The following is a 25705-nucleotide window of genomic DNA, read 5'->3' as shown; positions in this document are numbered from 1 at the left end:
ACGTAGTTTGAAGAGATTTTCGAAGAGTATAAAATTTTGTTTTATTTAATTATATATATTTGTGTAAACTTAAAAGCCCGATGTTTCCATCAGGCTTCTTTTTTATCCATGTACACGTTTCATATAGTCTTGATAACTTTCGGTATCCATGAGTTTTTTAGCATTTTTCACGCGGTCTGCTGTTGGTGGTTTAACCCCTTCGAGTGAATAAGGAATTCCCAGTTCACGCCATTTGAACTCACCCATAGTGTGATAAGGCAGGATTTCAAACTTATCAACATTTTTGAGGGTCTTGACGAACTTACCAAGTTCAATCAAGTCATCGTCTCTGTCTGTCAATCCTGGAACTAGCACGTGGCGAATCCAGACAGGTTTACCAATATCTGATAGATACTGGGCACAGGCCAAGATATTTTTATTAGTTTGACTAGTGACAATCTTGTGTTGTTCTTCGTTGATTTCCTTGATATCCAAGAGAACCAAGTCAGTAACAGCCATGAGTTTGTCAAACTTCTCAAGGTAACGTGGTTTATTACGGAATGGAAGGGCACAGGTGTCCAAGGTACAGTGGATTCCTTGTTCCTTAGCCTTGGTAAAGAGGGCAATCAGGAAATCAATCTGCAAGAGGGCTTCTCCTCCACTGACTGTAATACCACCCTTATTTCCCCAGAAACCGCGGTAGCGCAAGGCCTCTGCCAAGACATCATCTACCGTCCGTTCACGTGATTTATTGGACTCCATAGCCCAAGTGTCCGGGTTGTGGCAATACTGGCAACGCATGTGACAGCCCTGCAAAAAGACAATAAAGCGAATACCAGGCCCATCTACTGACCCAAAGCTTTCTGTCGAATGCACCATTCCTGTCACTTGTCCATAATCAATTGTTTCTTCAGACATATCGTTACCTTCCTTGAAAACGTTTTATAGTTTTATTATATCACGACTTGAAGGAAAAACAAGATTTTTGCCTATTTTTTAGAAAGCAATCTGTTTTTCAATTTCATTTTCAATTACTTATCATTTTATTCTTCAAAATCAAAGCCATACAAGGTTGCAAAGTAGTCCTCAGGGCGCTCTGCACGGCGGATTTGACGGGCTCTACCTTCTTCGGTATAGAGGATTTCCGCAGAACGAAGTTTGGCGTTGTACTGGTAGCCCATTGAAAAACCGTGAGCACCTGTATCATGAATTACCAGCAAATCACCTATTTCTGTATAAGGCAGTTCGCGATTCACTGCAAATTTATCATTGTTTTCACAGAGTGAACCAACCACATCTACCACTTCAGCTGGTCCATCTGGATGTGTCACGTTAGTAATATGATGGTAGGCTCCATACATAGCTGGACGCATGAGGTTGACTGCTGATGCATCCACACCCAGATAAGTACGGTAGGTTTTTTTCTTATGAGTCACTCTTGTGACCAAAGCACCGTGAGGGGCTAGCATAAAGCGACCCAATTCAGTGAAAATCTTGACCTGACCAAGACCTGCTGGCGTAAGAACTTCTTCATAAACCTTACGAACCCCCTCGCCAATCAAGACGATATCATTTGGCTCCTGGTCTGGACGATAGTTAACACCAATACCGCCAGAAAGATTGATAAAGTCTAGCGAAATGCCCAACTTTTCCTTGATTTCAACAGCCAATTCAAAAAGCTGACGCGCCAACTCTGGATAATAGAGATGGGTCACGGTATTGGACGCTAGGAAGGAGTGAATCCCAAAAGTCTTGGCTCCTTTTTCCTTCAAGATAGCAAAAGCTTCAAAGAACTGGTCCTTGGTCATACCAAACTTGGCTTCTCCAGGATTGTCCATAATGTCTGTTCCTAGCTCAAAAACGCCTCCAGGATTGTAACGACATGAGATGATTTCTGGAATGCCTGCTGCTCGCTCCAGATGTTCAATATCTTCAAAGGCATCCAAGTTAATGGTCGCACCCAATTCACGCGCATAGGCATATTCCTTATCTGGCGTATTGTTTGAAGAGAACATAATCTCAGAACCAGGGAAATTCAGTTTATGGCTCATCAAAAGCTCCACATAACTAGAGCAGTCCACACCACAGCCTTCCTCTTGGAGAATTTTCAAAATAGCTGGTGTTGGAGTAGCCTTAACTGCAAAATATTCCTTAAAGCCCTTGTTCCATGAAAATGCTTGGTTGACGGCTCTTGCCTTTTCACGAATTCCCTTCTCATCATACAAGTGAAAGGGAGTTGGGAACTCGGCAACAATCGCTTCTAAGTCTTCTTTATTGATAAATGGTGTTTTCATAAGTTTCCTTCTATTCTATTTGCAAAGAAAGGCTGGGACAATCGTTCCAACCTTTAGTTCTATCTCTTATTTATCTTCGTCAAAGATATTACCAACCTCAACATCGATAGCTTGGTTCTTGACATCAATATTGGTTACCTTCAAGAGTGACTTGTAGTCAAACTGCTTTTCGCGTTCTTCTTGAGCATTATCCGCAAAGACCGCTACACCTGCCAATTCTGAATCAAACTCACGCAAGAGACTAATCATCCCGTTGACAGTTCCTCCGCCTTTCAAGAAGTCATCCACAATCAAGACACGGCTGCCAGCCTTGAGACTGCGTTTTGAAAGGAACATTTTCTCAATGCGGTCACCACTTGAACCTGAAACATAGTTGACGCTGACAGTTGAACCTTCGGTAATTTTCAGGTCACGGCGCACAATAACAAAAGGAACATTGAGGACATTGGCAACTGCATTTGCAAGTGGAACACCCTTGGTCGCTACGGTCATAACGGCATCAATTTTTTGGTCCATAAAGCTCTTGGCAATAATGCGACCAATATTTTTCAAGATAGCTGGTGTGCTAAGCAAATCAGACAGGTAGATATAGCCACCTGGCAAAATACGGTCACTTTCTGACAACTTGGCACGCAAGTCCTCAACCATTTCCTTGGCATCATGGCTTGAGATTGATGGTGTGAAAATGACACCACCACCAGCACCAGTTACTGTCTGGATATGACCGATTTCAATTTCCTCAAAGGCGCGTTTGATAATTACGATATCCTCTGAGATGGATGATTTAGCAGATTCATACTTTTCAGCAAAAGTATTAAGACTAGTTAGTTTATAAGGATTATTAATCAAATAGTTGGAAATGACAACCATCCGATCACTTCTTCTTAATTTCATTTCTATTTCCCACTTCATTTAATTTTGATATTTTATCTATTATACCATATTCACATAAAAAAACGAACATTCTTATCCTAAAAAATGCTCATTTTTCTTAAATTGTTAATCTAAATCTGGTTTATAGAAGGAACGATTGTCCATAGCGAAGATTTTATTGGTCATCTCTCCTTTATCCACCAAAGCAAGAGCAGTTGACATCATCATCATGCTTGCATCCAGATTGTCAATCATATGGATAATCTCTGCTTCCATAATGCGTGGACGGACTGGACTTCCATACTCAAGCAAGCCGTGATGACTGAGGATGACGTGACGAAGCAAAACGACTTCTTCCTTGGTATCATCAATGCCGAGTTCCATCACTGTCTTGGTAATTTCGCTATCAATCAGAGCGATATGTCCAAGAAGATTACCTCGCACTGTGTACTCGGTCTGGTCTGGTCCCGTCAACTCAATGACCTTAGCCAAGTCATGCAGCATAATCCCCGCATAGAGCAGGCTCTTATTGAGCTGAGGATAAACTTCGCTAATAGCATCTGCCAAACGCACCATGGTTGCAGTGTGGAAAGCCAAACCCGTTTCAAAGGCATGGTGGTTGGTCTTGGCTGCTGGATAGGAGTAAAATTCCTTATCATACTTGGTGTAGAGATTTCGGACAATCCGTTGCCAGACAGGATTTTCAATTTTAAAAATCATTTGCGACATATAGTCACGGATTTCCTTGACATCAACTGGCGACTTGACCTTGAAATCAGCTGGATCATTGGGTTCACCAGGCTGAGGCAGGCGGAGAGTAATTTGATTGACTTGAGGGGTATTGTTATAAACTTCTCGGCGTCCTTTCATGTGGACAACCTTACCTGCGGTAAAGGCCTCAACGTTATGAGGTTGGGCATCCCAGAGTTTCCCTTCAATCTCGCCACTATCATCTTGAAAGGTAAAAGCTAGGTAATTTTTCCCAGCTCGAGTTTGCCTCAGGTCAGCTGACTTGATTAGGTAAAAGCCTTCAAATAGCTCATCTTTTTTCATGTGACTAATCTTCATATTCTTCCTCATCTTCTTGGAAATGGAGTAGATCAAGCGCAGGCTCACCTTCTGATAACTCAATGTGACGGAGCGTTCGCTCGATAGCTGTAGTGCGACGATTTAATAGTTCATCAATATTGCCAGAGGCATGTTGGAGGTGTTTTTGTGCCTTGACCAGAATGCCACCAAACTTGCCAAACTCGGTCTTAACACTAGCAAGAGTCTTACTAATATGGTCAGCACTCTTTTGGATATTAAGGGTTTTGAAACCAACTGATAGGGAATTGAGAAGAGCTGATAGGGTACTTGGACCTGCGACAATAATCTGCTCTTCCCGTCTCAAGTCATCAAAGAAGACCGGATTGCGGACGATTTCTGAGTAGAGACCTTCTGTCGGAACAAACAAAACTCCAAAATTGGTAGTCCGAGGCGGTGCTATGTACTTGCTCTTGATATCCTTGGCAAAGCGTTTGACGCTGGCTAGGAGCGACTTACGACAGCGTTCGATCTCGTCCTTGTCACCCGCTTCATAGGCTTCTTCTAAGCGGTAATAATCTGCCAGTGGAAACTTGGAGTCAATCGGTAAGTAGACATATTCCTGGTCACCCTGTCCAGGCAACTTGATGGCATACTCCACTCGTTCACTAGAGTTTTCAACCGTTGCGTATTCTCGTTCGTACTGGGCAGGGGTCATGATGTCTTCGATGATTTGCCCCAGTTGCAATTCTCCCAGAATCCCTCGCGTTTTGGTTCCAGAGAGAACCTTGTTGAGGGCTCCGACATCGCGGGCAACTGTCTGCATTTCTCCAAGACCACGATTGACAGACTCCAGTTGTTTGGAAACTGTCTCGAAGGAGGCTTGTAAGCGTGTCTGCAAGGTCTTTTCTAGTTTTTCCTCGACTGTCTGGCGCATTTGTTCCAAGCGTTGCTCATTTGATTCCTGCAAGGCTTGAAGGCGTTGGTCGGTCTTATCTCTGGTTTGGAGGAGATTATCTGTCATTTCTTGACGAACTTGAGTCAGGCCTTGATGCAATTCGATTCTCACTTCTTGCAAACGGTCGCTAACAGCCACTTCCAAATCTTTTTGATCTAACTGGCTGGCTTGTCTGGCTTGTTCAAAACGGTAATCCAACTGGTCTGATAGATGATCTGCCTGATCCTCCAAGCTCTTACTGAGATGTTTTTCCTGTTTATCCTGCCTTTGCCAAATCAGAAAGATACCAGCTAGGTTGGCAATCAATAATAGAACTAATAAACTTTCCATCCTACCTCCTGTCCTTGCTATTCAGCACGACTACATAGCCATCTGGGCAAGTCACCGACACTTCCCTATCTATATATTCGTTAGAAGCGTACACTTTTTTAAAGAAAAAATTTTCCTCTGTCAACTCATACTTGGCACCAAGAATGGTCAGCTGGCTATCCCGAACCGGCATAAAGGCTAGATAGTCGTAGTCTGAACGGGGATGTAGCTGACTGGTCCCTTCTGGACAATAAGTAATCAAGTTTTGCCCATCCTCAATCGCTATCTGGTGCATATAGGGTGCTAACTTGGGATTGCTAGGCAGAAAGACATTGGCCAGCATGTGGTCAATACGACCACCAAGAGCACCGAAAATAGTGACCTGAGCCTGAGGATTTTGTTCAAAGATGGTTAAGAGAGCCAATTCCAAATCTGTATCATCTTTTTCTGGTCGGGCTTGGACAAAATGCTGGGCACGTTTTTGAATCACCTGTCGCTCTTCTTCCGTCACAGAATCAAAATCTCCAACCGCTAAAGCGAGAGGAAAGTTTTCTTCCAAGACCCAGAGCGAGCCTCGATCCACACCGACAAAGCAATCAAAGTCCGTCCGATAGTGACCGCGGTCTCCGCCTGCAAAAACAGCAACCCTAGTCCAGTTGTTTTCTGAGAGTTTGTACTCGCTCATTGACATCTCCCTTAAAGACATAGGAACCTGCTACAAAAACAGTCGCACCAGCTTCTTTGGCTAGAGCAATAGTTTGGTCATCAATCCCGCCATCCACTTCGATTTCAAAGTTCAAGCCTTTTTCATCACGAAGTGCAACCAACTCACGGACCTTATCCATGGTTTCAGGCAGAAAAGCTTGACCACCAAATCCAGGATTAACCGTCATGACTAAGACTTGCTCAACTAGATGAAGGACGTGCTTGATGGCTTCAACTGGTGTGCCAGGATTGATAACGACTGAAGGCTTAACTCCGAGTGAACGAATTTTTTGAAGGGCGCCATGAATATGAGGCGTTGCTTCCGCATGGATGCTGATGATATCGGCACCTGCACGCGCAAAGTCTTCTAAATGATGCTCTGGATTAGCTACCATCAAGTGGCAGTCAAAGACCATCTTGCTATGAGGGCGAAGAGCTTCGACCACACCTGCACCAAAACTGATTTGTGGCACAAAGTGCCCATCCATGATATCGATATGGGCATATTCTGCACCAGTTGCTTCTAGGCGTTTGATTTCACGTTCAAAGTTGGCATAATCTGCTGCCAGGATTGACGGAGCAATCTTGTATTGAGACATAGGTTTCTCCTTATTTTGGAATTTTTTTGCTGACCTTTTTATAGGTTTCTCTGCGATTTTCAATTTCACTGAGGAATTGCAGGTAGTTGTCAAAACGGAAGGTAGCAATGGCACCCTCTTCTACTGCCGGCTTCACTGCACAGGACGGCTCATGGGTATGGGTACAAGTGCGGAATTTGCAGTTTCGGCTGACAGTAGCAATCTCTGGGAAGGCCTGATTGAGGTCTTCAGCCGTTGACACTTCATAGTCCAAGGATGAAAATCCCGGTGTATCTGCGATTTTACCTCCATTGAGATTATAAAAACTAACTGCTCGAGTAGTGTGGCGCCCACGACCCAGACTGTCTGAAATTTCTCCTGTTTCAAGATTGAGGTCTGGTGCGATTTTATTGAGAAGAGTTGACTTCCCAACACCTGTCTGCCCCATAAAGACTGTAACCTTGCCTGTTAACAAAGGCAGGAGTCCCTCTTTACTGGTCACAAAGTCATAGCCGATATCACCATAGGTCTGTTGGTAAAAATCCAGTTCCCCTCTATCTTCCAGTAGGTCCATCTTGGAAATATAGACGATTGGATGGATACCCTTGTGCTCCAAAAGAATCAAAAAACGATCCAACAAATTGCTGTTAAAATCAGGTTCCTTGACAGACATGATTACTACAGCTTGGTCAATATTGACAATAGGCGGACGGACTAGGCTGTTTTTGCGTTCGTGAATCTTGAGGATATAGCCTTCTGAATTTTCCTCGGCAGAAAAATCAACCCAGTCCCCAACATAGGGTGTATGACCTTTTTTACGGAAATTCCCACGCGCGCGTGTTTGATAGACCTGGCCATCACTCTCTACATAATAGAACCCAGCCAAGGCTTTAATGATTTGTCCCTGCATCTTAGAGTCCTTGCCCTTTAAGTGCATCTGCTAGACTGGCAAATTCTGCCAAGCTGAGAGCTTCCCCACGCACACTTGGTGACAAGCCTGCTTGGTCCAAAGCCTTGGTCAGCTTGTCCTTGACCTCTTCAGTCTTACCAAAGTAACCTGTCAAGTTATTCCATAAGGTCTTGCGGCGATGGGTAAAACTAGCCTTGGAAACCTTAAAGAAGAAGTTCTCGTCTTCCACTGCTACAGCCGGCTCTGGACGACGCACCATTTTCAAAATAGCAGAGTCCACGTTTGGCGCTGGCACAAATACCGTACGAGGCACGATGAAGGCAACCCTAGCTGTCATGTAATACTGCACAGCGATAGACAAACTACCGTAAGCCTTAGTGTTAGGTTGGGCTGAGATACGATCCGCCACTTCTTTCTGCATCATGACCACAAACTCACTAAAAGGAATGCCACTCTCAATCAAATGCATGAGAATAGGTGTCGTGATATAGTATGGCAAGTTGGCTACTACCTTGATTGGCAGGTCAGGATTTTTGAAATTCTGGATATGTTGCGCCAAATCGACCTTGAGAATGTCCTCGTTGACTACGGTAACATTGTCAAAATCACGCAAGGTATCTGCCAAAATCGGTACCAAACGGTGATCGATCTCAAAGGCCATAACTTGAGCCGCACGCTCAGCCAGAAACTCCGTCAAGGCACCAATACCTGGCCCGATTTCGATAACATTGACCTGGTCATCAATCTCAGCCGTATCGACAATTTTTTGAAGTATATTGGTATCCGTCAAGAAATTTTGCCCAAAGGACTTTTTAAAGGTAAAACCGTGACGCTCCAGCACTGCCTTGGTCACGCTATAATCTGCAATTCTCATCTATTCTCTTTTCTATTATCTGTTACTTCTATTGTAACACATTCCCCTTACATTTGGGGTCTGCTTAGCTGTTCTCATACGATTTCATAGCTTCTTCCACTTCTGCCAAGGTGATCCCAAACAACTCTAAGCGCTTGAGGAGTTGCTTACCATTAGAATAGCCGATTCGGAGAGCCTCTCCGAGATATTCTCTGCGCTTACGGCTGTCTGCTCCCGCTAGAAAACCAAGACGAATCAAGTCACTACGATTAATGTCAAACTCATTCTCGTTTTCAAATTGCTCTGTCACCTGAGCCAGCGCTGTTTTCAAATCCTCATAGCTGGCATGCTCAATTCCCAGAGAACGTCCCTTGGTCTTTGATTTAGGAACAGCTTCATCTCGTTTGAGGAAGGCATGCTGAACTGTTGGAATGGCCGTCATAATCATGCGACGAATCCGCTCCCCATTAAAATCTGGGTCTGTAAAGACAATGACTCCATGAAGCTCATGTAGACGCTGAATACGTGCAATATCCTGCTCATTGATGGCAGAACCTCGTGTCTCATAGGTCTCTACATCGAAATAGCGTTTGAGATTGGCCGTATCATCGCGCCCTTCGACCACGATAACTTGGGAAATTTTTTCTTTCATTACTTGCTGTCCAATCCAAAAATTCGTTCTGCATTTGCAGTCGTTGCTGCCGATAACTCCTCGGTCGTCATGCCACGCAAATCCGCGATAAAATCTACTACATAGCGAGTATATGCTGTTTTGTTTTCGCGACCCCGTTTAGGAACAGGAGCCAAGTAAGGCGCATCTGTCTCTACCAAAATCTTGTCCAAAGGTAACTCTTTAGCTGCTTCTTGGATGTCAGTTGCCTTCTTAAAAGTCACCACTCCTGAGAAGGAAATGATCATGCCAAGCGCGACAAACTTCTCTGCCCACTCAAGAGTCCCTGAAAATGAATGCATGATACCACCACGAGGACCAACGCCCTCGCTCTTGATAATCTCATAGGTATCTTCCAACGCATCACGGGTATGAACTACAAAAGGCAAATCCAAGTCCTTAGATAACTGAATCTGACGGCGAAAAACCTGCTCCTGCACCTCTTTCGGTGCTGTCATCCAATGGTAGTCCAATCCAATTTCACCTAAAGCAACAACCTTGGGATGCTTGAGCTTATCAAGCAAGTAGTCTTCAATCTCCTCTGTGTAAGTTCCAGCTTCTGTCGGATGCCAACCAATAGTTGCGTAGAGTTGGTCGTACTCATCCACCAACTCCAAGGCACGCTCAATCGTCGGTTGATCAAAACCAACAATATTCATCTGTGTCACACCCATCTCAGCAGCCAAGGCAATTTCTTCTGCCTCACGGCCAGCAAATTCTTCTACATTTAAGTGTGTATGTGTATCAAAAATATCCAAACTATATTTCCTTCTCTTTCCTCAATGTTCTTTAACTACCAAAAGAAAAGACTTTCTCTCTTCTATACTTCCCTATATTTCCTCTAGTTTCTATTCACTTTGGTTAGTACTTGGTTAGTTCTATGGTTAGAATCTACAGATGAATTTGATTAAGTTTCTCTCTCAATTCATCCTGTATATTTTTTGTTACATGACTATAGATCCTTAAAGTGATAGATTCATCTCTATGTCCAACTCGCTCCATAATTGCCTTTATAGGTATCCCTAGTTCAGCCAACAAACTAATATGAGAATGTCTAAGCATGTGAATATTATAGGATCTGTGCCCACCTAACACTACTTCACAAATATTTTTGATAAATCTATATAACAAAGGTTGTCTCATAATGTTACCCTGCTCAGTCACAAAGATGAACTCCTCATCAAAACAGTTACTACGAAAGTACTCGATAATTTCCAAGCAACGTTCACTTAGTACTATAGTCCTTACAGAACCTACTGTTTTCGTTATCTGTAAGATTCTCTCATCATATCCATGAGCAACATAATCTATAGTATGATCAATTGTTAAAAGATTCGCTTTGAAGTTTACATCTTGATAGCGAACCCCTATAAACTCTGCGAAACGAAGACCAGTTAAAAAGATAAATTCCATTGCCAAAGCATAACGCTTATCTTTATTGTGACTTTCACAATACGATAAAACCTGTCCTAGTTCCTCTCTACTAATGAAATTATCCTTAGCTTTTTGCAACTTCTCATAGTCCGCTTTCTGTTTCGGAATTACAACCCCTTTAACTGGAGAATCAGAAATATATCCGACCTTTACAGCATAATTAAAGAGAGCATTCAAATATATCTTCCGATTTTTTCTTGTTGAATTTTGAACATTCAAATTCATTAAATATGTTTGAACAAGCTGTGTAGTATAATCTGATATTCTCAAATTTCCTACTGTTTCCATAAAAAGTTCTAAACTTTTCATCTCACTTCGATAACTAGAAGATTTTATCTCACTGGAACGAATCGTTCTCCATTCTTCCAATAGTTGACTAAAAATTATTTCTTCTAGTTGTTTCTTTTCAACTTCCTCTTTTGTAGGCGCGGTTAGGAGTTTTTCAATTTTTAGCGCTAGACGACGTTTTGCTTCTGCTTGAGAAACTCTAGATTTTGATTTTAGAGTCACAGAGACTTGTTTCCACTTTTCCTCTCGTTCATGATAGAATTTTTCATAATAACGGTATTTCCCATTATCCAATTCTTTAAAAAACATTTTTTCTCCTTGTACTTTTTAAAGCAAAGGAAAGCTATGTAGCATAGCTTAATTATAACATAACTACATAGCTTCCTCATATTTCTTTTGTTTATACTGCAAAAATTCCTTATAGCCTTCAACATCTATATAGACCCTCTTATGAGAAGGCTTTAAAATGTATCCTTGGAATTTTTCATTTCTCCGCATTTCTGTTAGATCATTGTTTAAGGTTTTTAACGGAACATCAAATAATTCCGTAATCCCTCTCTTGCTTTTATATATATTTTCCATAAAATTCTCCTATTTTGATATAATAGGGATGGTAAAAGGCATTTTCTTTTATTACCTACTTAGCTTGTCAGTTGCTCCGCTAAAAGTATCTGACAGGCTTTTTATATTATCGTAAAACTCCGTAGTATATTCTTTTACACCATGAGGAGTTTCATGTTTTGTGGTACGTGAAAATGTCGGAGGACTGTTAATTTTATAAGTTTCCATAAGCTCACCCTTTGTTGTTGTAATTTCCAAAGGCTTTTCAATTCCTCTGCTTGTACGATAAATTCGAATTCCTTTTTGGATACATGTATAAACGAGCTCCTTTTACAATGGATTTGTTTTGTGAATCCTCATCACCTATCTGCAAATTAGATAAATAAGCAATCAAATAATTCCCAACCCTGTCAGCTATCCTTAACCTTTTGGTCTTGGTAAAACCTTGACCCCACATATTAGCAAGGTCATTGTTAGGAATTGTTAGCTCTGAATCATTCTTTAATAACACATGTAAATGCCACCTTCCACTAGCTTGTGGTTCAATGACCGTAATGTAATCAACCTTTCCAAACTGATTACGAATGCGACGAATGAACGCTTTGAAATCCATGTAAACAATTGCTGGCTCGGTAATATGGTCTCGATAAGTCAACGTTATCCATAACTGGTTGATACCTCCCGTAAAATTATGAGCTACTAGACGACGTAGTTTTTTCATAGTCTGTTTAGTAGACTTCAAATTATCGAGTCGTGTACTACTAGAAGTATCCATGTTATGTATTTCGCCTGTTTCCAAGTTTACATAGCGTTTCCCTTCAATAACTTTTATAACTTGCTCTTGTTGACCGTTCGCGGTTGTCATTTCGATCGTATTACCATAAACGTAACTTTTCACAATTTTACTAAGTTCTATTTGCTTCATACTCTATACCTATAAAAATATGCTTTGCGCTTTTGTGTGACGCTTATCAAGTTAAGGCGTCGTACTATCGATGATTAAATTCAGATTTATTCCATGATTTATTGACAATAGGGACCCTAAGATTATAAAACTGATTGTGTCGGCGCGGCGAACAAAGTTCGACCGCACCGCCCCAACCAGTCTAATCTATCTTAACCTATAGCCAATAAACTTTCACGGCATAAAGAATTTAACCATCTAAGACCACGGATGTTTCAACTTGAACAACGCCCCTTTAATCGTTCGTTTATCTGATTCATTACATATGATGAATACTAGATAGCGTAACCCATGCTTTACATATAGATCAGCGAGACCATGAAGAGCATATTTGTGCAAATAAAAAATCCAAGTATCCTGTATTCGTAATAGAACTTCTGGGGGTAGCTCTCCAAAAACTTGAAACCGGAAAACTACACACCTAGCTTCAAATTCTCGAATCCCATGGTTATCAATTGCACATAAAGGAACTCTTTCATCTGCTACATGCACTCTCTGAATTGACTTACTCCCATCAGCTTGATCAACTTCCTGCTCCTCATAAATCGGAGATAGCTTATATGCAAACTGATTTTCCTGAATATTTTCTTTCACTAATTCTACCAATACATTTTGCGTAGAAGCTAGAAATCTATTCCAGTTTTTTTGATTTTCTTCTATCTGGACTTTCATCTGGTACTCCTCAAGTTTTCTACTAAAAAGATGATAAACTTCCTTAGCACCTTCAAAAATCTTCATAGGTAATTCTTCGATAATCGATGGCATATTTGCCTCCTTTAAAGTGCGACAACTTCAATGACTTTTGCAGTCAAACTAAGTTGGTTACGATATTCTCCGTATACAATTGCTTTCTCAATGTCTACAATTTCTACAGATGTCAGCATTGGTTGAAACGTATCATAATCCTTCATAGATGCAAATGGGACCTTTATGGTAAGCTTCTCCCCAATATTTTTGTTCTCATTAGGATACTCACTTTCATCAGAAAAGATAAGCACGCCTACCTTTACTCCTTTTTCAATTTCTGAACCAGTCTCACTTCTTTCTATCCACCTTGTAGCGGAAATAAAACGTAACTCTTTGTGAGAAAGAAACAACTGAGCATTGAACGCTGTAAAATGCGACAAATTCTTAAGAGCCATAATTTAAAACCTTCTTTCTAGAATTAAAAGCAAATCGTCTACTTTTAATCAAATAAACACTGTGACGATTACAGATAACAACATTTAAAATTACACCTCCTTATCTATAAGGAGAAATTTCACCAGAATTCGGATGAAATTTTAAATTTATAATTCTTTTCGTAGAGTATCTATAATGCGCTCATAGTGTTTTTTGACAGTTTTGTCACTAAGTCCAACTTCTTTTGCAAGACTTGAGTACGATCTACCCTCAACCACTCCATATAGAATTTTTCTATCTTTTTCACTCAGCAATCTCTCAATAGCATCCTTTATAATAGCCATTTCTTCTTTTTTAATTAAGAGATACAATGGGTCATTATAATCTGCTATCGTATCTAGTAAAGGATTTGTATCACCTGAACCACTATCTAAACTACGAAGACCATAAGAACGATCTTTTCTACATGAATTCTCATAGGGCTGGTTTAATAAGTTATCTACCTTTTTCCAATCTTCAGTCAGTACAGCTCTTTGAATCGCTTTTTCTCTACGTTGTTCTACTTTTGCTAAATCTACCATATGGTTGGTACCTCCTTGGGAATTTACCAACCATACATAGTTTGTCTCCTAACGCTATCGTCAGTGGAAAAAACTTAGTAGTCATTTTAAAAAGAACATAGTAAGATGCATAAAAAATAGCAGTTATACAAAATCGTATAACTGCTATGCATTCTCTATATATAGTTTCAACTATATTTTCGGTTTTTTATTCACTCAATCATTCATCCAAACGATAAAAAATCTTTCTGTCTGATTGTTTTTCAATAGATCCAAAAATAATACGATCTTTACTATTATCACTATTTTCTTCACCTTTTATAGCAACACCCGCTGGAATAAAATTAATATAGTTTGATGGAGTAACTGTTTCCCAATTAAATTCTTTCCCAGATATTCCAATTCCGCTATTGTCAGCATTCTTTTTCACATCATGTATTATTCGTTCTGCCGATCTAGAACCTATCCAAGTCAGTACCCCTTTTTCATCAATTCGGAGTCTATTCCCGATACCTTGATTTTCAGGAACTCCCCAAGTTCCAACTACAGTAGAAAAATCTCCTTTTACTAATCCATCAATATTCATGATATTTTCATTTTTAACATCAGCAAACTGTTTCATCTCCTTTTCTCTAAAAAATACTTTTGAAGGACTCTCAAAATATTCATCAAAATGATCTGTTAGTGTTAAAACATCTCTATCTATAACAGATAAACGTGGTACTCCATCTGGTAATTCAAAGATATCATAAAGAAAAGTATTTTTTGTTGCTCCAACAGTATTTCCAGATTTTATAATCTGTATGTTGTATCCATCAACTCCATCCACCTCTCTGCCAATATCTCCATTAGCGTAAATCGGTATTACCCATTGTTCAGTCTTTTTTCCAAAATTACCAGATATAATATTATCTTGTATGGAAGAAAATTCAATGACTCCACGTCTTGTAGTTCCATGAAAAAACGATTCACCTCTACCATCCGAATATACTTTAAATGAATGTCCATCAGGATTTCTCCAATTACTAGCAATCGAAGAGAGATTGCTAGTCTTGATTTCATCAATATTAAGATTTGATTTAATCGGTGTAGGTTGTTCATTCATTTCATTTTTTCTATGAAAAACAGTATAATTAATTGCATTTGGTCTTCCATAACCTTTTTCCTTAGGTTTTTCATTTTTCTGAAAAACTAGAGTGTCTTTTGTTATTTTTTTCGGTATATCATATTTGAAAACATTCTCATTCTCTCTTGAAAAGTCAAATCCTACTTCATCTCGATTGAACTCTGATTTCCCTTGGAAAAAATATAAATTTCTATCAAATTTACTATATGTTTGCTCTTCCCCCATTCGACCATCTGCATATATATTACGTTCTTTTCGTTCTTTTCGTTCTTCTCCTTCTTTTATCCCTCTTACATTCATGACCAAATACCCTTTATCAAAAGTATTATCATTTGCAACAACTAAACTTCCCTTGTTTTGTATTTCTTTATTATCATTAAATACTTTAACATTTCCCTCCTTATCAATCGTCAAAATCATTTGATTTTCATTTTTACCTACTTCACTGTACCATGTACCAGATAATGTTTCAAAATTCCCTGATAAAATATCCGATTTACTTAACTCCTTATTAATCGATTCAATTTCTACATAAGAGTCTTTTTTAGAAGAACAGCCTGCTATAATTACCACTGATAGTATACTTAAAAGAATTTTGATAACTTTCATATTCTATTCTCCTAAAAAATTATTAAATTCACCTTTTGACATATACTGAGGGCTAGGCATTTTAGGTATTTCTTCAATACCTTCAATAATCTTTGAAACAACTTCTAAGGTAATCCAATTAAAATTGGACTGTTTTTCTATTGTTTCATTTATATTTTTCCACTCTGTGGGAACCATATATGCGGGATCTTCTGGGAGTTTAGGATAGGTTCCTTTTTCAATAATTTTAGAAAGAAATCCGTATTCTCCATTTGGTAATGTTAGTAACAAATAACTAACATTTCTCTGGTACAAGTCTTTTGTCGTAAATAAAACTTTTCCACCATTATTTTTTGCAAAATAATAATGAGCTTCTAAGCTACCTAACTGAGAATATTTCTTCTCACCATTTCCCATGTCCCATTCTTGTAATTTATACACAGCTATTTCTTCTGTCATATCACTACTCCTATTGTATTGTTTTTTATCCATTTTAACACAAAATTGTATCGTTCGCTATACTATATTGATATTTCGGACAGTTAACTGTACTTAAAAAATCATATAAAGGATAGTAGAATAGTACAAAAGAGGAAATTACAGATGGAAGCTAATCAATTACAAAAATACATAGCAGAACGTATAAGAGAATGTAGAAAAGAACAGAATCTCAGCCAAGAACAATTATCCAATCAAGCCGGACTAGGTGTTAAAGCAATACAAAACATTGAGAATATGAAATATGATTTTAAAATACACACACTTGAAAAAGTGCTTACTGCTTTAGGACTGACCGTAGAAGACTTCTTTAATTTTCCACTCTCAAATAATTACGTCCCTATAACTACATTGATTGATAACATCTCAGATTTATCTCACACAAAAAAATTAAAAATAATTTCTTTGTTCAATGAAATTGTCAAAAATATAGATTAAAAGAGGAACTCTCAATGAATTCCTCTTTTTGTATGCTACTTTAGCTTTCCTTTGGTTAGCTTTTTTACTTTATAGATTCTAACTATTCTGATTAAAATTTAAAATTTCATATTTTTCAGAGATTACATTTCTATTTTCATCCAAAAAAGTTTGCTTTATCCACCGTCCTCGTATTTCACTTGACACCGAAATGGTTCTATCCATTCTTTTAATTTCCCTAAATAATTCACTAGAAAACTTTGCCTTTACTATTCCAGATAAAGTTTTTATAGAGACATTATTTCGAGCATTGGATGCACTAGATACTATTCCTTCAAAATCGAATTCTTCTGAAAACACTTCCGCATCATCTTGCTTTTGAACTAGAGAATTTAAGTCTTGAATAAATTTATCACTTTGTTCATTAACAATAATAGTGGATAACTTTTTCTTGTCCTTTTCCAAAGTTACAGTAAGGCCGTTTTCTTTTATGACATTATAAAATTCAACGAAAGATTTTACTATTTTATTATTCTCAAAAATTACATCTGAGTAGACATCCGACGCCTCTTTGTAATTTATAGATTCTGTAAAAACAATAAAGTCATCAAAATAAAGTTCAAATTCATCCTCAAAAAGAGTAACCTCTTCCGGACGAACTATTTCAAAATTTATATTGAATGAACCGGGGGTAAATGGTGTTAGTACAAGTTTCCCATTAGTAAATATATTATGTTCCCTTAAAAATACTTTTGATCCCTCTATAAAATTTTCCATCAAATTTATCGCTTTAGCAACGACATCTAAATCTGCTGAGTGTGAATTATAAGAATCAACTAGCTTTATTGTCAGTTGTTTATTATTTAAAATATCTGAAAATGTTGTGGCATATTCACTACATAGCATATTAAAACTTTTTCCACTAATCAAATCCCGCTCAAATTTTGAATCGTCCTCAGGGAAATACTCACTCGCATTAATGTTATTCTCTAATTCGAAAATTTTAACACCATATTTAACAAAGTTATTATTATTTTCTCTTTTTAGAATGGAAAAGTCATCTTCTAAATAAAACTCTTGAAGAAGTGTATTCGTAGAAATATCAGAAAATAGAGTTTTCAAATTCTTAATAGAAAGAGGTTTTACAAAAAATGTATCAAAATCAATTGCATATACAAAATAATATTTATCATCGATCTTCTTAGTAATAAATGACAATGGAATATCATAGTAATCAAAAATATAAAGATATTCTACTGATTCAAAATCCAAAATACTACTCATTTTCTATACCTCCTTCCTGAGCATCAAGAAAATTCACATCCTGAAACTCCCACAAATTTAAATGTTCTCCTTCTAACAGTCCCACACCATGACTAGGTAAAATATTTATCAACACAGCAACTTTATCTTTAAATTTAGGATAACGTTTTTTTAGTTCTTCAATTGCTTGCTCTGATGCAAAAAACGATAAAGCTTTGGCCTCACATAATTTTGGGGGCGGAAAATTCAAACCTAAATCTACGTGGGTTTTAAAGTCATCTTTTTCAGGAACCTCACTATTACATAATCTATAAAACGAACCTTCCATCTCTTTTGCTTCAGATGGCGGACAAGCATCTGGATAATCTTCACCATACTTCAACATATAATTCCCCTTCAAATTAAAACCAACTATTATTATTTTACTCTATGCAAAGTAAGTTTTCAAGTATCTACAAATATTATAGTGAAATAAAAAGAGAGATTTATCTCCCTCTTCGTTATGCTACTTTAACTTTCCTTTGGTTAGTTTTATGGTTAATTTGTGCCTCAATAATGTCATTAGGCCTTAAACTGCACTCCAGACGCTCTAAGTATGTGTATCAAAAATCATCTCTTCTAACCTCGTTTTCTATCTTCTATTATACCAAAAAACCGCCCTATCTCCTCATCTGTAAAAAATATTCTAAAATCTATTGTCGTCTCTTGACGCAATTTTTTCAAAGCAGTATAATAGCACTTATTGAAATTTTCAGTAAAGGAAAATACCATGTTTACAAAATTAAAACATACCTTTATCGGTCGTCCTCTTAAGTCCTTAACCGAAGGCGAAGGGGGACTACTGGGAAAAATGCAGGCACTAGCCATGTTATCAAGCGACGCTCTATCTTCCATTGCCTATGGGCCTGAGCAAGTAGTCCTCGTCTTGGCTAGTCTCTCTCCTCTTGCGATATGGTGGAGTCTTCCTATCGGCCTCTTTGTCCTCCTGCTCCTAGCTAGCCTGACCGTCTCCTACCGTCAAATCATCCATGCCTACCCTCAAGGAGGAGGGGCCTATATGGTTACTCGAGAAAATCTATCTCCCGAACTTGGCTTAATCGCTGGAGGTAGTCTGCTAGTTGACTACATGCTGACCGTAGCGGTATCTGTTTCATCTGGAGCGGACGCTATCACAGCAGCTCTCCCTGCTCTCCACCCTTACAACCTTCACATCTCCATTTTTCTAGTTTGCTTGCTTATGCTCTTGAATTTACGGGGCTTAAAAGAATCTGCAAGTTCACTGATGATTCCTGTCTATCTCTTTATCATCAGTACTATCTTTCTCTTGCTCTACGGAATCTTTCAACTAATGACAGGGTCTCTCAGCTATCAGGCAACTTCACCTATTGGGCATGCTGTTCCGAGCCTGTCTATCGTTCTCATTCTAAGAGCCTTTACCAGTGGCTCTGCCTCTCTGACAGGGGTTGAAGCTATTTCAAATGCCGTTCCCTTTTTCAAGGCTCCAAAAGAAAAGAATGCCGCTCAAACCTTGACCATTATGTCACTGATTTTAGGTTTTCTTTTTGCAGGCATTACCTTCCTAAACTACTGGATGGGGATTCTGCCTCAACACGGAGAAACTATTCTTTCACAGATGGCTCAAGGCATCCTTGGTAATTCCTTCTTAGGTCACCTTGGCTATTATATCTTCCAATTCTCCACAGCCTTGATTTTAGCCGTAGCTGCAAATACTGGCTTTTCGGCCTTCCCTATGCTAGCTTACAATATGGCTAAAAACAAATACATGCCCCATCTCTTTATGGAAAAAGGAGACCGCCTAGGCTACTCCAATGGAATTTTAACTCTGGCTTTTGGAGCTATGATTCTTCTTCTCATTTTTAATGGCAATACAGAACGCTTGATTCCTCTTTATACTATCGGAGTCTTCGTTCCCTTCGCCCTATCTCAGACTGGGATGATTCGTCATTGGAAAAAGGAAAAAGGGGCAAACTTCTTAAAACCTGCTCTTGCCAATATCCTTGGAGCTATCATTTGCTATGCTATTGTCCTTATCTTACTCTTTTTCCGTATCCGTGATATTTGGCCTTTCTTCCCGATTATACTCGTTTTAACCCTACTTTTCTTAGCTATCCATCGCCATTACCAGAAAGTCGCCCAACAACTCCGACTATACGATGGGATCGAAAAGCAAAACTATGATGGCAATCTTGTTCTCGTCCTTGTTGGAAATGTTACTCGAGTCAGCGTTGGTGCTATTAACTACGCCCAAAGCATCGGAGATGAAGTTTTGGCCATGCACATTTCGACCAAGGAAACAGCAGAGAAAGACCAAGAAATTCTCCAAGAATTTGCCGATTACTTCCCCACTATTACTCTGAAAAACATCAAGACCAGCTACCGTGACATCATTACGCCTACTGTCAAGTATGTCAAACGGATATCCGAGGAAGCCCAGAAAAAGAACTATACAGTCACTGTTCTGGTACCCCAGTTTATCCCTAATAAACCTTGGCAAAATATCCTGCACAATCAGATGAGCCTCAAACTAAAATACGCCCTCCGTTGGCACCAGGACGTCGTTGTCGCTAGCTACTCCTATCACTTAAAAGAATAAAGAAAAGGCCCTACCAGAAGCGAGAAGCGTCTGATAAGGCCTTTTTCTGAAACCAGTCACTATGCCTATACTCAATGAAAATCAAAGAGCAAACTAGGAAGCTAGCCGCAGGGTTGCTCAAAACACTGTTTTGAGGTTGTGGATAGAACTGACGAAGTCAGTAACCATACCTACGGTAAGGCGACGCTGACGTGGTTTGAAGAGATTTTCGAAGAGTATTAACTGAAAAGCATGACTAGGAATATCATTGAATGTGGTTAGCTAAATCTTCCTGAGCTTTTTTATTTGACTCAGCTTTTTCTTTCAGCCATTTTTCATAGAGTTCTTGATACTGTTTAGCAGTGACTGGCTCTTTTTGCAATTCAACATATTTGTAGTTGTCCGCATTTCCTTTATGACCAACGAATGAGAATGGACCTGTAAACGGTACACTCTTACGGAAGATTGGGTTAGCTCCACCACTTTGAACTGGTAGGAAGAGGGCACTATCTGTCAACCAAGCTTGGGCTTCAGCATATTTTTCATAGCGAGCTTGAGTATCTGTGATTTCCGCATCAGCCTGATCCAAGAGTTTCTTGTAGTCAGAAAGACCAATCTTGTCCTTGACTTCCTTGTCTTTTCCTTCAGACAAGCCCATGTTTTTCAACTGAGAACCTGTCTCTGGATCAAGAATAGCTAGGTAAGTCTTAGGATCTGAGTAGTCTCCACCCCATCCTGAGATGTCGATATCGTAGTCTTTTTGTTCTGCTGTATCTGCAAAGTAGGTTGCTTGGTCTTTTTCATCTGGAGAAAGTTGGATAACATCGATGACCACATTCTCCTTACCAAGGGTTTCTTCCACTGTTTGTTTGAAAGAGCCGGCCTGTTGCACATCTAATTTAGCAGTCTGGTCAACTGGCATATCCAAATGAATTGGGAAAGTTACTCCCTGTGCTTGCAGACTTTCTTTGGCCTTAGCAAATTTCTCTTTGGCCTTTTCAGGATTCAAGAAGGCTTGCTTACCATCGTTTAGATTGATATTTGCCCAATCTTTACCGTAGTTGACAATTTTCTCATTGACAATGTCACCGAAGTTCTTATCACCCACTTGGACAAAGTCACTTGGTGTAACCGTATTACGCAAGATACGGTCTGCTCCTTCTTCACCATTTGTCTGTGCTGCATAAGCATGACGGTCAAAGGCAAAGTTGATAGCCTGACGGAAATCTTTATTTTGCATAGCTGCGCGTGAATCTGTCTTTTCCTTATCAGACTGTTTCATAGTCTGCTTGTAGCTTTGACGATTGACGTTGAAAAGATAATAGAAAGTAACTGAGTTTTGTGGTGTATAGGTAATCTTGTCCTCATTGCCCTTCTTGAGTTCAGCAAATACTGAACTTGTTGGGAAGATACGACCATCTGTATAATTACCATCCAAGAAACCTCTGGCAATGCTGTCTTGGTCAGAACCGTCAAAGAAAGAGAGTTTCACTTTCTCGATTTTAACATTGTCCTTATCCCAGTAATTAGGGTTTTTGTCAAGTTCAATCAAAGATTTGGATGTGAATGATTTAAATAAGTAAGGACCATTTGACAAGATACTTGATGGTGTCACACTTCCAAAGTCATCTCCCTGAGACTTCAAGAAGGCTTCATTTACAGGACTAAGGATACTTGCTGTTGTTTTAGAGTTCCAATAAGTCTCAGGTTGGTTGAGAGTGTATTGTAGAGTGTAATCATCCACTGCCTTAACACCAACAGTTGCAAAATCAGATGATTTCCCTTCAACATAGTCTGCTAGACCCTTGATAGAGTCTTGTACCAAGTACAAGTTTTCAGCCTTTTTATCAGCCGCATACTTGAGACCAGTCACAAAGTCATGAGCCGTTACGTCCGCATACTCTTCTCCTTCAGAAGTGTACCATTTAGCTCCCTGACGGATCTTATAAGTGTAAGTCAAGCCATCTTTTGACACTGTCCATGACTCAGCCATAGAGGGAATGAGATTTCCATACTGGTCATTTTCCAACAAACCATCAACTAAGTTGGTTGTGATACTAGATGTAGAGTCTCGTGTAGAGGTAATATAATCCAAGGTATCTGGGTTATTGACAAAGATATAAGAGTAAGTCTTGTCTGCATTACTTGATTGAGATGATCCACACGCTGCTAAAGCTAGACCTGCTGTCAAAGCCATAGCTCCAAAAAGCATAACTTTTGATTTCTTCATGATTATTCTCCATTTTTACAGTATGTGAAATATTATACACTATTCGAGCAAAAATATAAAGCTTTTTGTACTTTTTTACAAAAATAAAAATCAGTAGACTCGAGTTCCTACTGATTTTTGATATAGTTCGTTTGGATTATGCAGCCAAAACTTTGCGTCCTTTACGACGACGAGCTGCCAATACGCGACGACCGTTTTTAGTTGACATACGGTTACGGAATCCGTGTTTGCGCGCACGACGAAGTTTACTTGGTTGATAAGTACGTTTCACGATGAATACCTCCTCATAGATTTTGTATTCGTTTAGCCGGCTATAAAGTGATCAGTTACTAAACATACTTTACTATTCTATCTGATTCTTTCACTTTTGTCAATAGCTCTAGGCAAATGTTTCCAGCTTTTTAGCGCTTTTTCTGATGTAAGCCCTATCTACGATACTGTTTCAAGAATCGAGTCATCTTTTCTTGGATTTGGGCTAGTTCATCAACACGAGGAAGGTAAACGATACGGAAGTGGTCTGGTTCCTGCCAGTTAAAGCCTCGACCATGAACCAAGAGAACCTTTTCCTGCTTCAAGAAATCAAGGACAAACTGTTCATCATCATCGATACGGTACATATTGCGGTCGATTTTAGGGAAAATATAAAGTCCAGCCTTAGGTTTAACCGCAGACAAACCTGGGATGTCCTGAATGGCATTATAGATGAAATTTCTTTGCTCGTAGATTCGTCCACCAGGAAGAAGCAATTCATCGACTGACTGGTGACCACCCAAGGAAGTTTGTACGACTTGTTGGGCCAAAACGTTAGAACAAAGGCGCATGTTGGACAGCATATTGAGACCTTCGATATAGCCTTTAACATGTGTCTTAGGACCAGACAAGACCATCCAACCCACACGGAAACCAGCGATACGGTGGGATTTTGACAGACCATTCATGCTGACACAGAAGACATCTGGTGCCAAGCTCGCCACAGGCGTATGCACATGCCCATCCATTACCATGCGGTCATAGATTTCATCCGCAAAGATAATCAAATCGTTCTGACGGGCAATCTCAATAATCTCTAGCAAGAGTTCCTTAGGATAAAGGGCTCCAGTTGGGTTGTTTGGATTGATAAGGACGATTGCCTTGGTATTGGAGGTGATTTTTGACTTAATATCGTCAATATCTGGGTACCATTCTGCAGCTTCATCACAGATGTAGTGAACAGCATTTCCCCCAGCTAGGCTGACAGCAGCTGTCCAAAGAGGATAGTCTGGCATAGGCACCAAGACCTCGTCTCCATTATCCAAAAGCCCCTGCATGGACATAACAATCAGCTCACTGACACCATTTCCAAGGTAGATATCATCAATATCCACGTTTGGGAATTTCTTCAGCTGGCAATACTGCATGATGGCCTTACGGGCTGAGAAAATCCCTTTGGAGTCAGAATATCCTTCACTATCACGCGCATTCATAATCAAGTCATGAATGACCTCATCTGGCGCTGTAAAGCCAAATTCTGCTGGATTTCCGGTATTTAGACGTAAAATCTTTTCTCCGTTTGCTCGCATCCGCATGGCTTCTTCCAAAACAGGACCACGGATATCATAAGCAACATGCTCTAACTTACTAGACTTGTTATATTCTTTCATCTTGTTTCCTCATTTCATCAGGATAGTAACATTATACCACTAGAAAGAGAATGCGACAAGTTTGCTGAAATGTTTTACTAGATTCAGATAGAAGAAAAACCTCACTAAAAGCGAGGTCAAGACAGCGGTGATAGCAGGTATTTTGCGAGAGACACATCACATACCAAAAGATAAACCTAGAAAAAGCAGGCCTAGAAAGGAGTCATAGAGAAGATTGAACATGAGGAAAAGCCCCCATATCATCAAGTAATCCCAGCGACTACTTCTTTTTGCAACTAGAAATAATAGTAGATGGTAGAGTAAGTGAAAGACTAAAAAGCCAATAAAACCTGGATAGAGAAGTGGAATCAGCTTCTCTAATTGCCAGATCATAATCACTTCTACCAAGACCGAAGCTAGGATGATTCCATAATAAAGGAAATTTGATTTTTTTGTTTCTTGAAAAGAGTTTTTCATCATTCTCCCTCCCTTCACTTCTTTCCTGCTATCCTTTCCTTTATTTTATCATATATTTATATAGATTTTGAGCGCTAACATTCTTTTGAAAAATATTGTTTTTACTTTACTTCTATAGTGAAAAGGTTTACAATTATAGTAAGAAAATTTCAGGAGGTTTCATTATGACACAACGTTACCAAAATATTATGGTCGCAATCGATGGTTCTAAGGAAGCGGACTTGGCTTTTGTCAAGGGAGTTCATTCTGCTCTACGAAACGACGCTAAACTCACCATCGCTCATGTCATTGACACACGCGCTCTCCAAAGCGTATCCACCTTTGATGCTGAAGTTTACGAAGAACTCCAAGTCGACGCTGAAAGTCTGATGAAAGAGTACGAAAAACGTGCAAAAGATGCTGGTGTGACAGATGTTCACATCGTCATTGAAATGGGAAATCCAAAGACTCTCTTAGCACGTACTATTCCAGATGCTGAGGAAGTGGACCTCATCCTCGTTGGCGCAACCGGTCTCAACGCCTTTGAACGCCTCTTGGTCGGTTCTTCATCTGAATACATTCTCCGCCATGCTAAGGTCGATTTGCTGGTAGTGAGAGAACAAGAAAAAACTTTGTAATCACGAAAAAAGGAGCTCAGTGCTCCTTTTTGTTTACTATTTATACTAATTCAAACCACGTCAACGTCGCCTTACCGTAGGTATGGTTACTGACTTCGTCAGTTCTATCTGCAACCTCAAAACAGTGCTTTGAGCTGACTTCGTCAGTTTCATCTACAACTCAAAACAGTGTTTTGAGCAACCTGCGGCTAGT

Annotated in this window: 27 protein-coding genes and 1 pseudogene; 3 read left to right on the top strand and 25 right to left on the bottom strand. The window is 39.4% G+C overall.

Going from position 1 to position 25705, the window contains the following annotated elements; all coding sequences use genetic code 11:
• Positions 1-102: 102 nt before the first annotated feature.
• From pflA to HMPREF2613_RS09765, 19 genes and pseudogenes are all read right to left on the bottom strand, one after another.
• Positions 103-897 carry a pyruvate formate-lyase-activating protein gene (gene pflA / locus HMPREF2613_RS09855; RefSeq protein ID WP_033683045.1) on the bottom strand — a complete coding sequence of 265 codons (795 nt, stop codon included), beginning with the start codon at positions 895-897 and terminating at the stop codon, positions 103-105.
• A 125-nt stretch (positions 898-1022) separates the two neighbouring features.
• Positions 1023-2273: a diaminopimelate decarboxylase gene (locus HMPREF2613_RS09850; protein ID WP_070480176.1), complete on the bottom strand. Its 1251-nt coding sequence runs from the start codon at positions 2271-2273 to the stop codon at positions 1023-1025.
• Positions 2274-2339: 66 nt separating this feature from the next.
• Positions 2340-3167: a pur operon repressor gene (purR, locus tag HMPREF2613_RS09845; protein WP_004238844.1), complete on the bottom strand. Its 828-nt coding sequence runs from the start codon at positions 3165-3167 to the stop codon at positions 2340-2342.
• 105 nt (positions 3168-3272) lie between these two features.
• Positions 3273-4214, bottom strand: coding sequence for a 3'-5' exoribonuclease YhaM family protein (locus tag HMPREF2613_RS09840; RefSeq protein ID WP_020903082.1), 942 nt, complete (start codon positions 4212-4214; stop codon positions 3273-3275).
• Positions 4204-5460 (bottom strand): DNA recombination protein RmuC, encoded by a 1257-nt coding sequence (rmuC, locus tag HMPREF2613_RS09835; protein WP_070480175.1) that lies wholly within the window; start codon positions 5458-5460, stop codon positions 4204-4206. Before rmuC ends, HMPREF2613_RS09840 begins: the two co-directional genes overlap by 11 nt.
• A 1-nt stretch (position 5461) precedes the next feature.
• A complete protein-coding gene (locus tag HMPREF2613_RS09830; RefSeq protein WP_070480174.1) occupies positions 5462-6124 on the bottom strand; it encodes a thiamine diphosphokinase in 663 nt (220 codons plus the stop codon).
• Positions 6087-6743, bottom strand: coding sequence for a ribulose-phosphate 3-epimerase (rpe, locus tag HMPREF2613_RS09825; protein ID WP_070480173.1), 657 nt, complete (start codon positions 6741-6743; stop codon positions 6087-6089). The genes HMPREF2613_RS09830 and rpe overlap by 38 nt, the downstream gene beginning before the upstream one ends.
• Before the next feature lie 10 nt (positions 6744-6753).
• Entirely contained in the window at positions 6754-7632 is an 879-nt protein-coding gene (gene rsgA, locus HMPREF2613_RS09820) for a ribosome small subunit-dependent GTPase A (protein WP_070480172.1), read from the bottom strand.
• A gap of 1 nt (position 7633) precedes the next feature.
• On the bottom strand, positions 7634-8506 hold the full coding sequence (gene rsmA, locus HMPREF2613_RS09815) for a 16S rRNA (adenine(1518)-N(6)/adenine(1519)-N(6))-dimethyltransferase RsmA (protein ID WP_070480171.1): 873 nt from the start codon (positions 8504-8506) through the stop codon (positions 7634-7636).
• A 64-nt stretch (positions 8507-8570) separates the two neighbouring features.
• On the bottom strand, positions 8571-9137 hold the full coding sequence (gene rnmV / locus HMPREF2613_RS09810) for a ribonuclease M5 (protein WP_070480170.1): 567 nt from the start codon (positions 9135-9137) through the stop codon (positions 8571-8573).
• Positions 9137-9907 (bottom strand): TatD family hydrolase, encoded by a 771-nt coding sequence (locus HMPREF2613_RS09805; protein WP_070480256.1) that lies wholly within the window; start codon positions 9905-9907, stop codon positions 9137-9139. The genes rnmV and HMPREF2613_RS09805 overlap by 1 nt, the downstream gene beginning before the upstream one ends.
• Before the next feature lie 139 nt (positions 9908-10046).
• Positions 10047-11186: a tyrosine-type recombinase/integrase gene (locus tag HMPREF2613_RS09800; protein ID WP_070480169.1), complete on the bottom strand. Its 1140-nt coding sequence runs from the start codon at positions 11184-11186 to the stop codon at positions 10047-10049.
• Between the two features lie 63 nt (positions 11187-11249).
• On the bottom strand, positions 11250-11459 hold the full coding sequence (locus HMPREF2613_RS09795; RefSeq protein WP_070480168.1) for a DNA-binding protein: 210 nt from the start codon (positions 11457-11459) through the stop codon (positions 11250-11252).
• Positions 11460-11510: 51 nt separating this feature from the next.
• Positions 11511-12363 (bottom strand): annotated as a pseudogene (locus HMPREF2613_RS09790) (replicative protein).
• A 237-nt stretch (positions 12364-12600) separates the two neighbouring features.
• Positions 12601-13167, bottom strand: a complete 567-nt coding sequence (locus HMPREF2613_RS09785) for a hypothetical protein (RefSeq protein WP_061087562.1) — start codon at positions 13165-13167, stop codon at positions 12601-12603.
• Between the two features lie 11 nt (positions 13168-13178).
• Positions 13179-13544 carry a hypothetical protein gene (locus tag HMPREF2613_RS09780; RefSeq protein ID WP_070480167.1) on the bottom strand — a complete coding sequence of 122 codons (366 nt, stop codon included), beginning with the start codon at positions 13542-13544 and terminating at the stop codon, positions 13179-13181.
• Positions 13545-13691: 147 nt separating this feature from the next.
• A complete protein-coding gene (locus HMPREF2613_RS09775; RefSeq protein ID WP_070480166.1) occupies positions 13692-14105 on the bottom strand; it encodes a LuxR C-terminal-related transcriptional regulator in 414 nt (137 codons plus the stop codon).
• A 199-nt stretch (positions 14106-14304) separates the two neighbouring features.
• Entirely contained in the window at positions 14305-15819 is a 1515-nt protein-coding gene (locus tag HMPREF2613_RS09770) for a hypothetical protein (RefSeq protein WP_070480165.1), read from the bottom strand.
• A gap of 3 nt (positions 15820-15822) precedes the next feature.
• On the bottom strand, positions 15823-16257 hold the full coding sequence (locus HMPREF2613_RS09765; protein WP_070480164.1) for a hypothetical protein: 435 nt from the start codon (positions 16255-16257) through the stop codon (positions 15823-15825).
• 144 nt (positions 16258-16401) lie between these two features.
• Here HMPREF2613_RS09765 and HMPREF2613_RS09760 point away from each other — a divergent pair, with 144 nt between their 5' ends.
• A complete protein-coding gene (locus HMPREF2613_RS09760) occupies positions 16402-16734 on the top strand; it encodes a helix-turn-helix domain-containing protein (RefSeq protein WP_070480163.1) in 333 nt (110 codons plus the stop codon).
• A 78-nt stretch (positions 16735-16812) separates the two neighbouring features.
• Here HMPREF2613_RS09760 and HMPREF2613_RS09755 read toward each other — a convergent pair whose 3' ends face one another.
• Positions 16813-17997 carry a hypothetical protein gene (locus HMPREF2613_RS09755; protein ID WP_070480162.1) on the bottom strand — a complete coding sequence of 395 codons (1185 nt, stop codon included), beginning with the start codon at positions 17995-17997 and terminating at the stop codon, positions 16813-16815.
• Entirely contained in the window at positions 17990-18361 is a 372-nt protein-coding gene (locus HMPREF2613_RS09750; protein ID WP_070480161.1) for a hypothetical protein, read from the bottom strand. Before HMPREF2613_RS09750 ends, HMPREF2613_RS09755 begins: the two co-directional genes overlap by 8 nt.
• Positions 18362-18745: 384 nt before the next feature.
• Between HMPREF2613_RS09750 and HMPREF2613_RS09745 the strand changes: the two genes are divergently transcribed.
• Positions 18746-20590 carry an APC family permease gene (locus HMPREF2613_RS09745; protein WP_070480160.1) on the top strand — a complete coding sequence of 615 codons (1845 nt, stop codon included), beginning with the start codon at positions 18746-18748 and terminating at the stop codon, positions 20588-20590.
• Between the two features lie 244 nt (positions 20591-20834).
• Here the strand turns inward: HMPREF2613_RS09745 and HMPREF2613_RS09735 are convergent, their stop codons facing one another.
• The 4 genes from HMPREF2613_RS09735 to HMPREF2613_RS09720 all read right to left on the bottom strand — a co-directional run bounded on the left by HMPREF2613_RS09735 (position 20835) and on the right by HMPREF2613_RS09720 (position 24898).
• Entirely contained in the window at positions 20835-22799 is a 1965-nt protein-coding gene (locus tag HMPREF2613_RS09735) for a peptide ABC transporter substrate-binding protein (RefSeq protein ID WP_070480159.1), read from the bottom strand.
• 136 nt (positions 22800-22935) lie between these two features.
• Positions 22936-23070: a 50S ribosomal protein L34 gene (gene rpmH / locus HMPREF2613_RS09730; RefSeq protein ID WP_000831905.1), complete on the bottom strand. Its 135-nt coding sequence runs from the start codon at positions 23068-23070 to the stop codon at positions 22936-22938.
• Between the two features lie 154 nt (positions 23071-23224).
• Positions 23225-24439, bottom strand: a complete 1215-nt coding sequence (locus HMPREF2613_RS09725) for a pyridoxal phosphate-dependent aminotransferase (RefSeq protein ID WP_000666455.1) — start codon at positions 24437-24439, stop codon at positions 23225-23227.
• Between the two features lie 156 nt (positions 24440-24595).
• Complete coding sequence (locus HMPREF2613_RS09720) at positions 24596-24898, bottom strand: hypothetical protein (RefSeq protein WP_070480158.1); 303 nt, start codon at positions 24896-24898, stop codon at positions 24596-24598.
• Positions 24899-25059: 161 nt separating this feature from the next.
• On the opposite strand from HMPREF2613_RS09720, the gene HMPREF2613_RS09715 reads away from it, so the two are divergent.
• The gene (locus HMPREF2613_RS09715; RefSeq protein WP_070480157.1) at positions 25060-25512 is read left to right on the top strand and encodes a universal stress protein; all 453 of its coding nucleotides are present in this window, start codon (positions 25060-25062) and stop codon (positions 25510-25512) included.
• The last annotated feature ends 193 nt before the right edge of the window (positions 25513-25705 follow it).

The sequence above is a fragment of the Streptococcus sp. HMSC070B10 genome (assembly GCF_001808665.1).
In the GTDB taxonomy this organism is placed as follows: Bacteria; Bacillota; Bacilli; order Lactobacillales; family Streptococcaceae; genus Streptococcus.
Note: the sequence above shows the minus strand (reverse complement) of the source record. Positions and strands in the feature narration are given on the sequence as shown.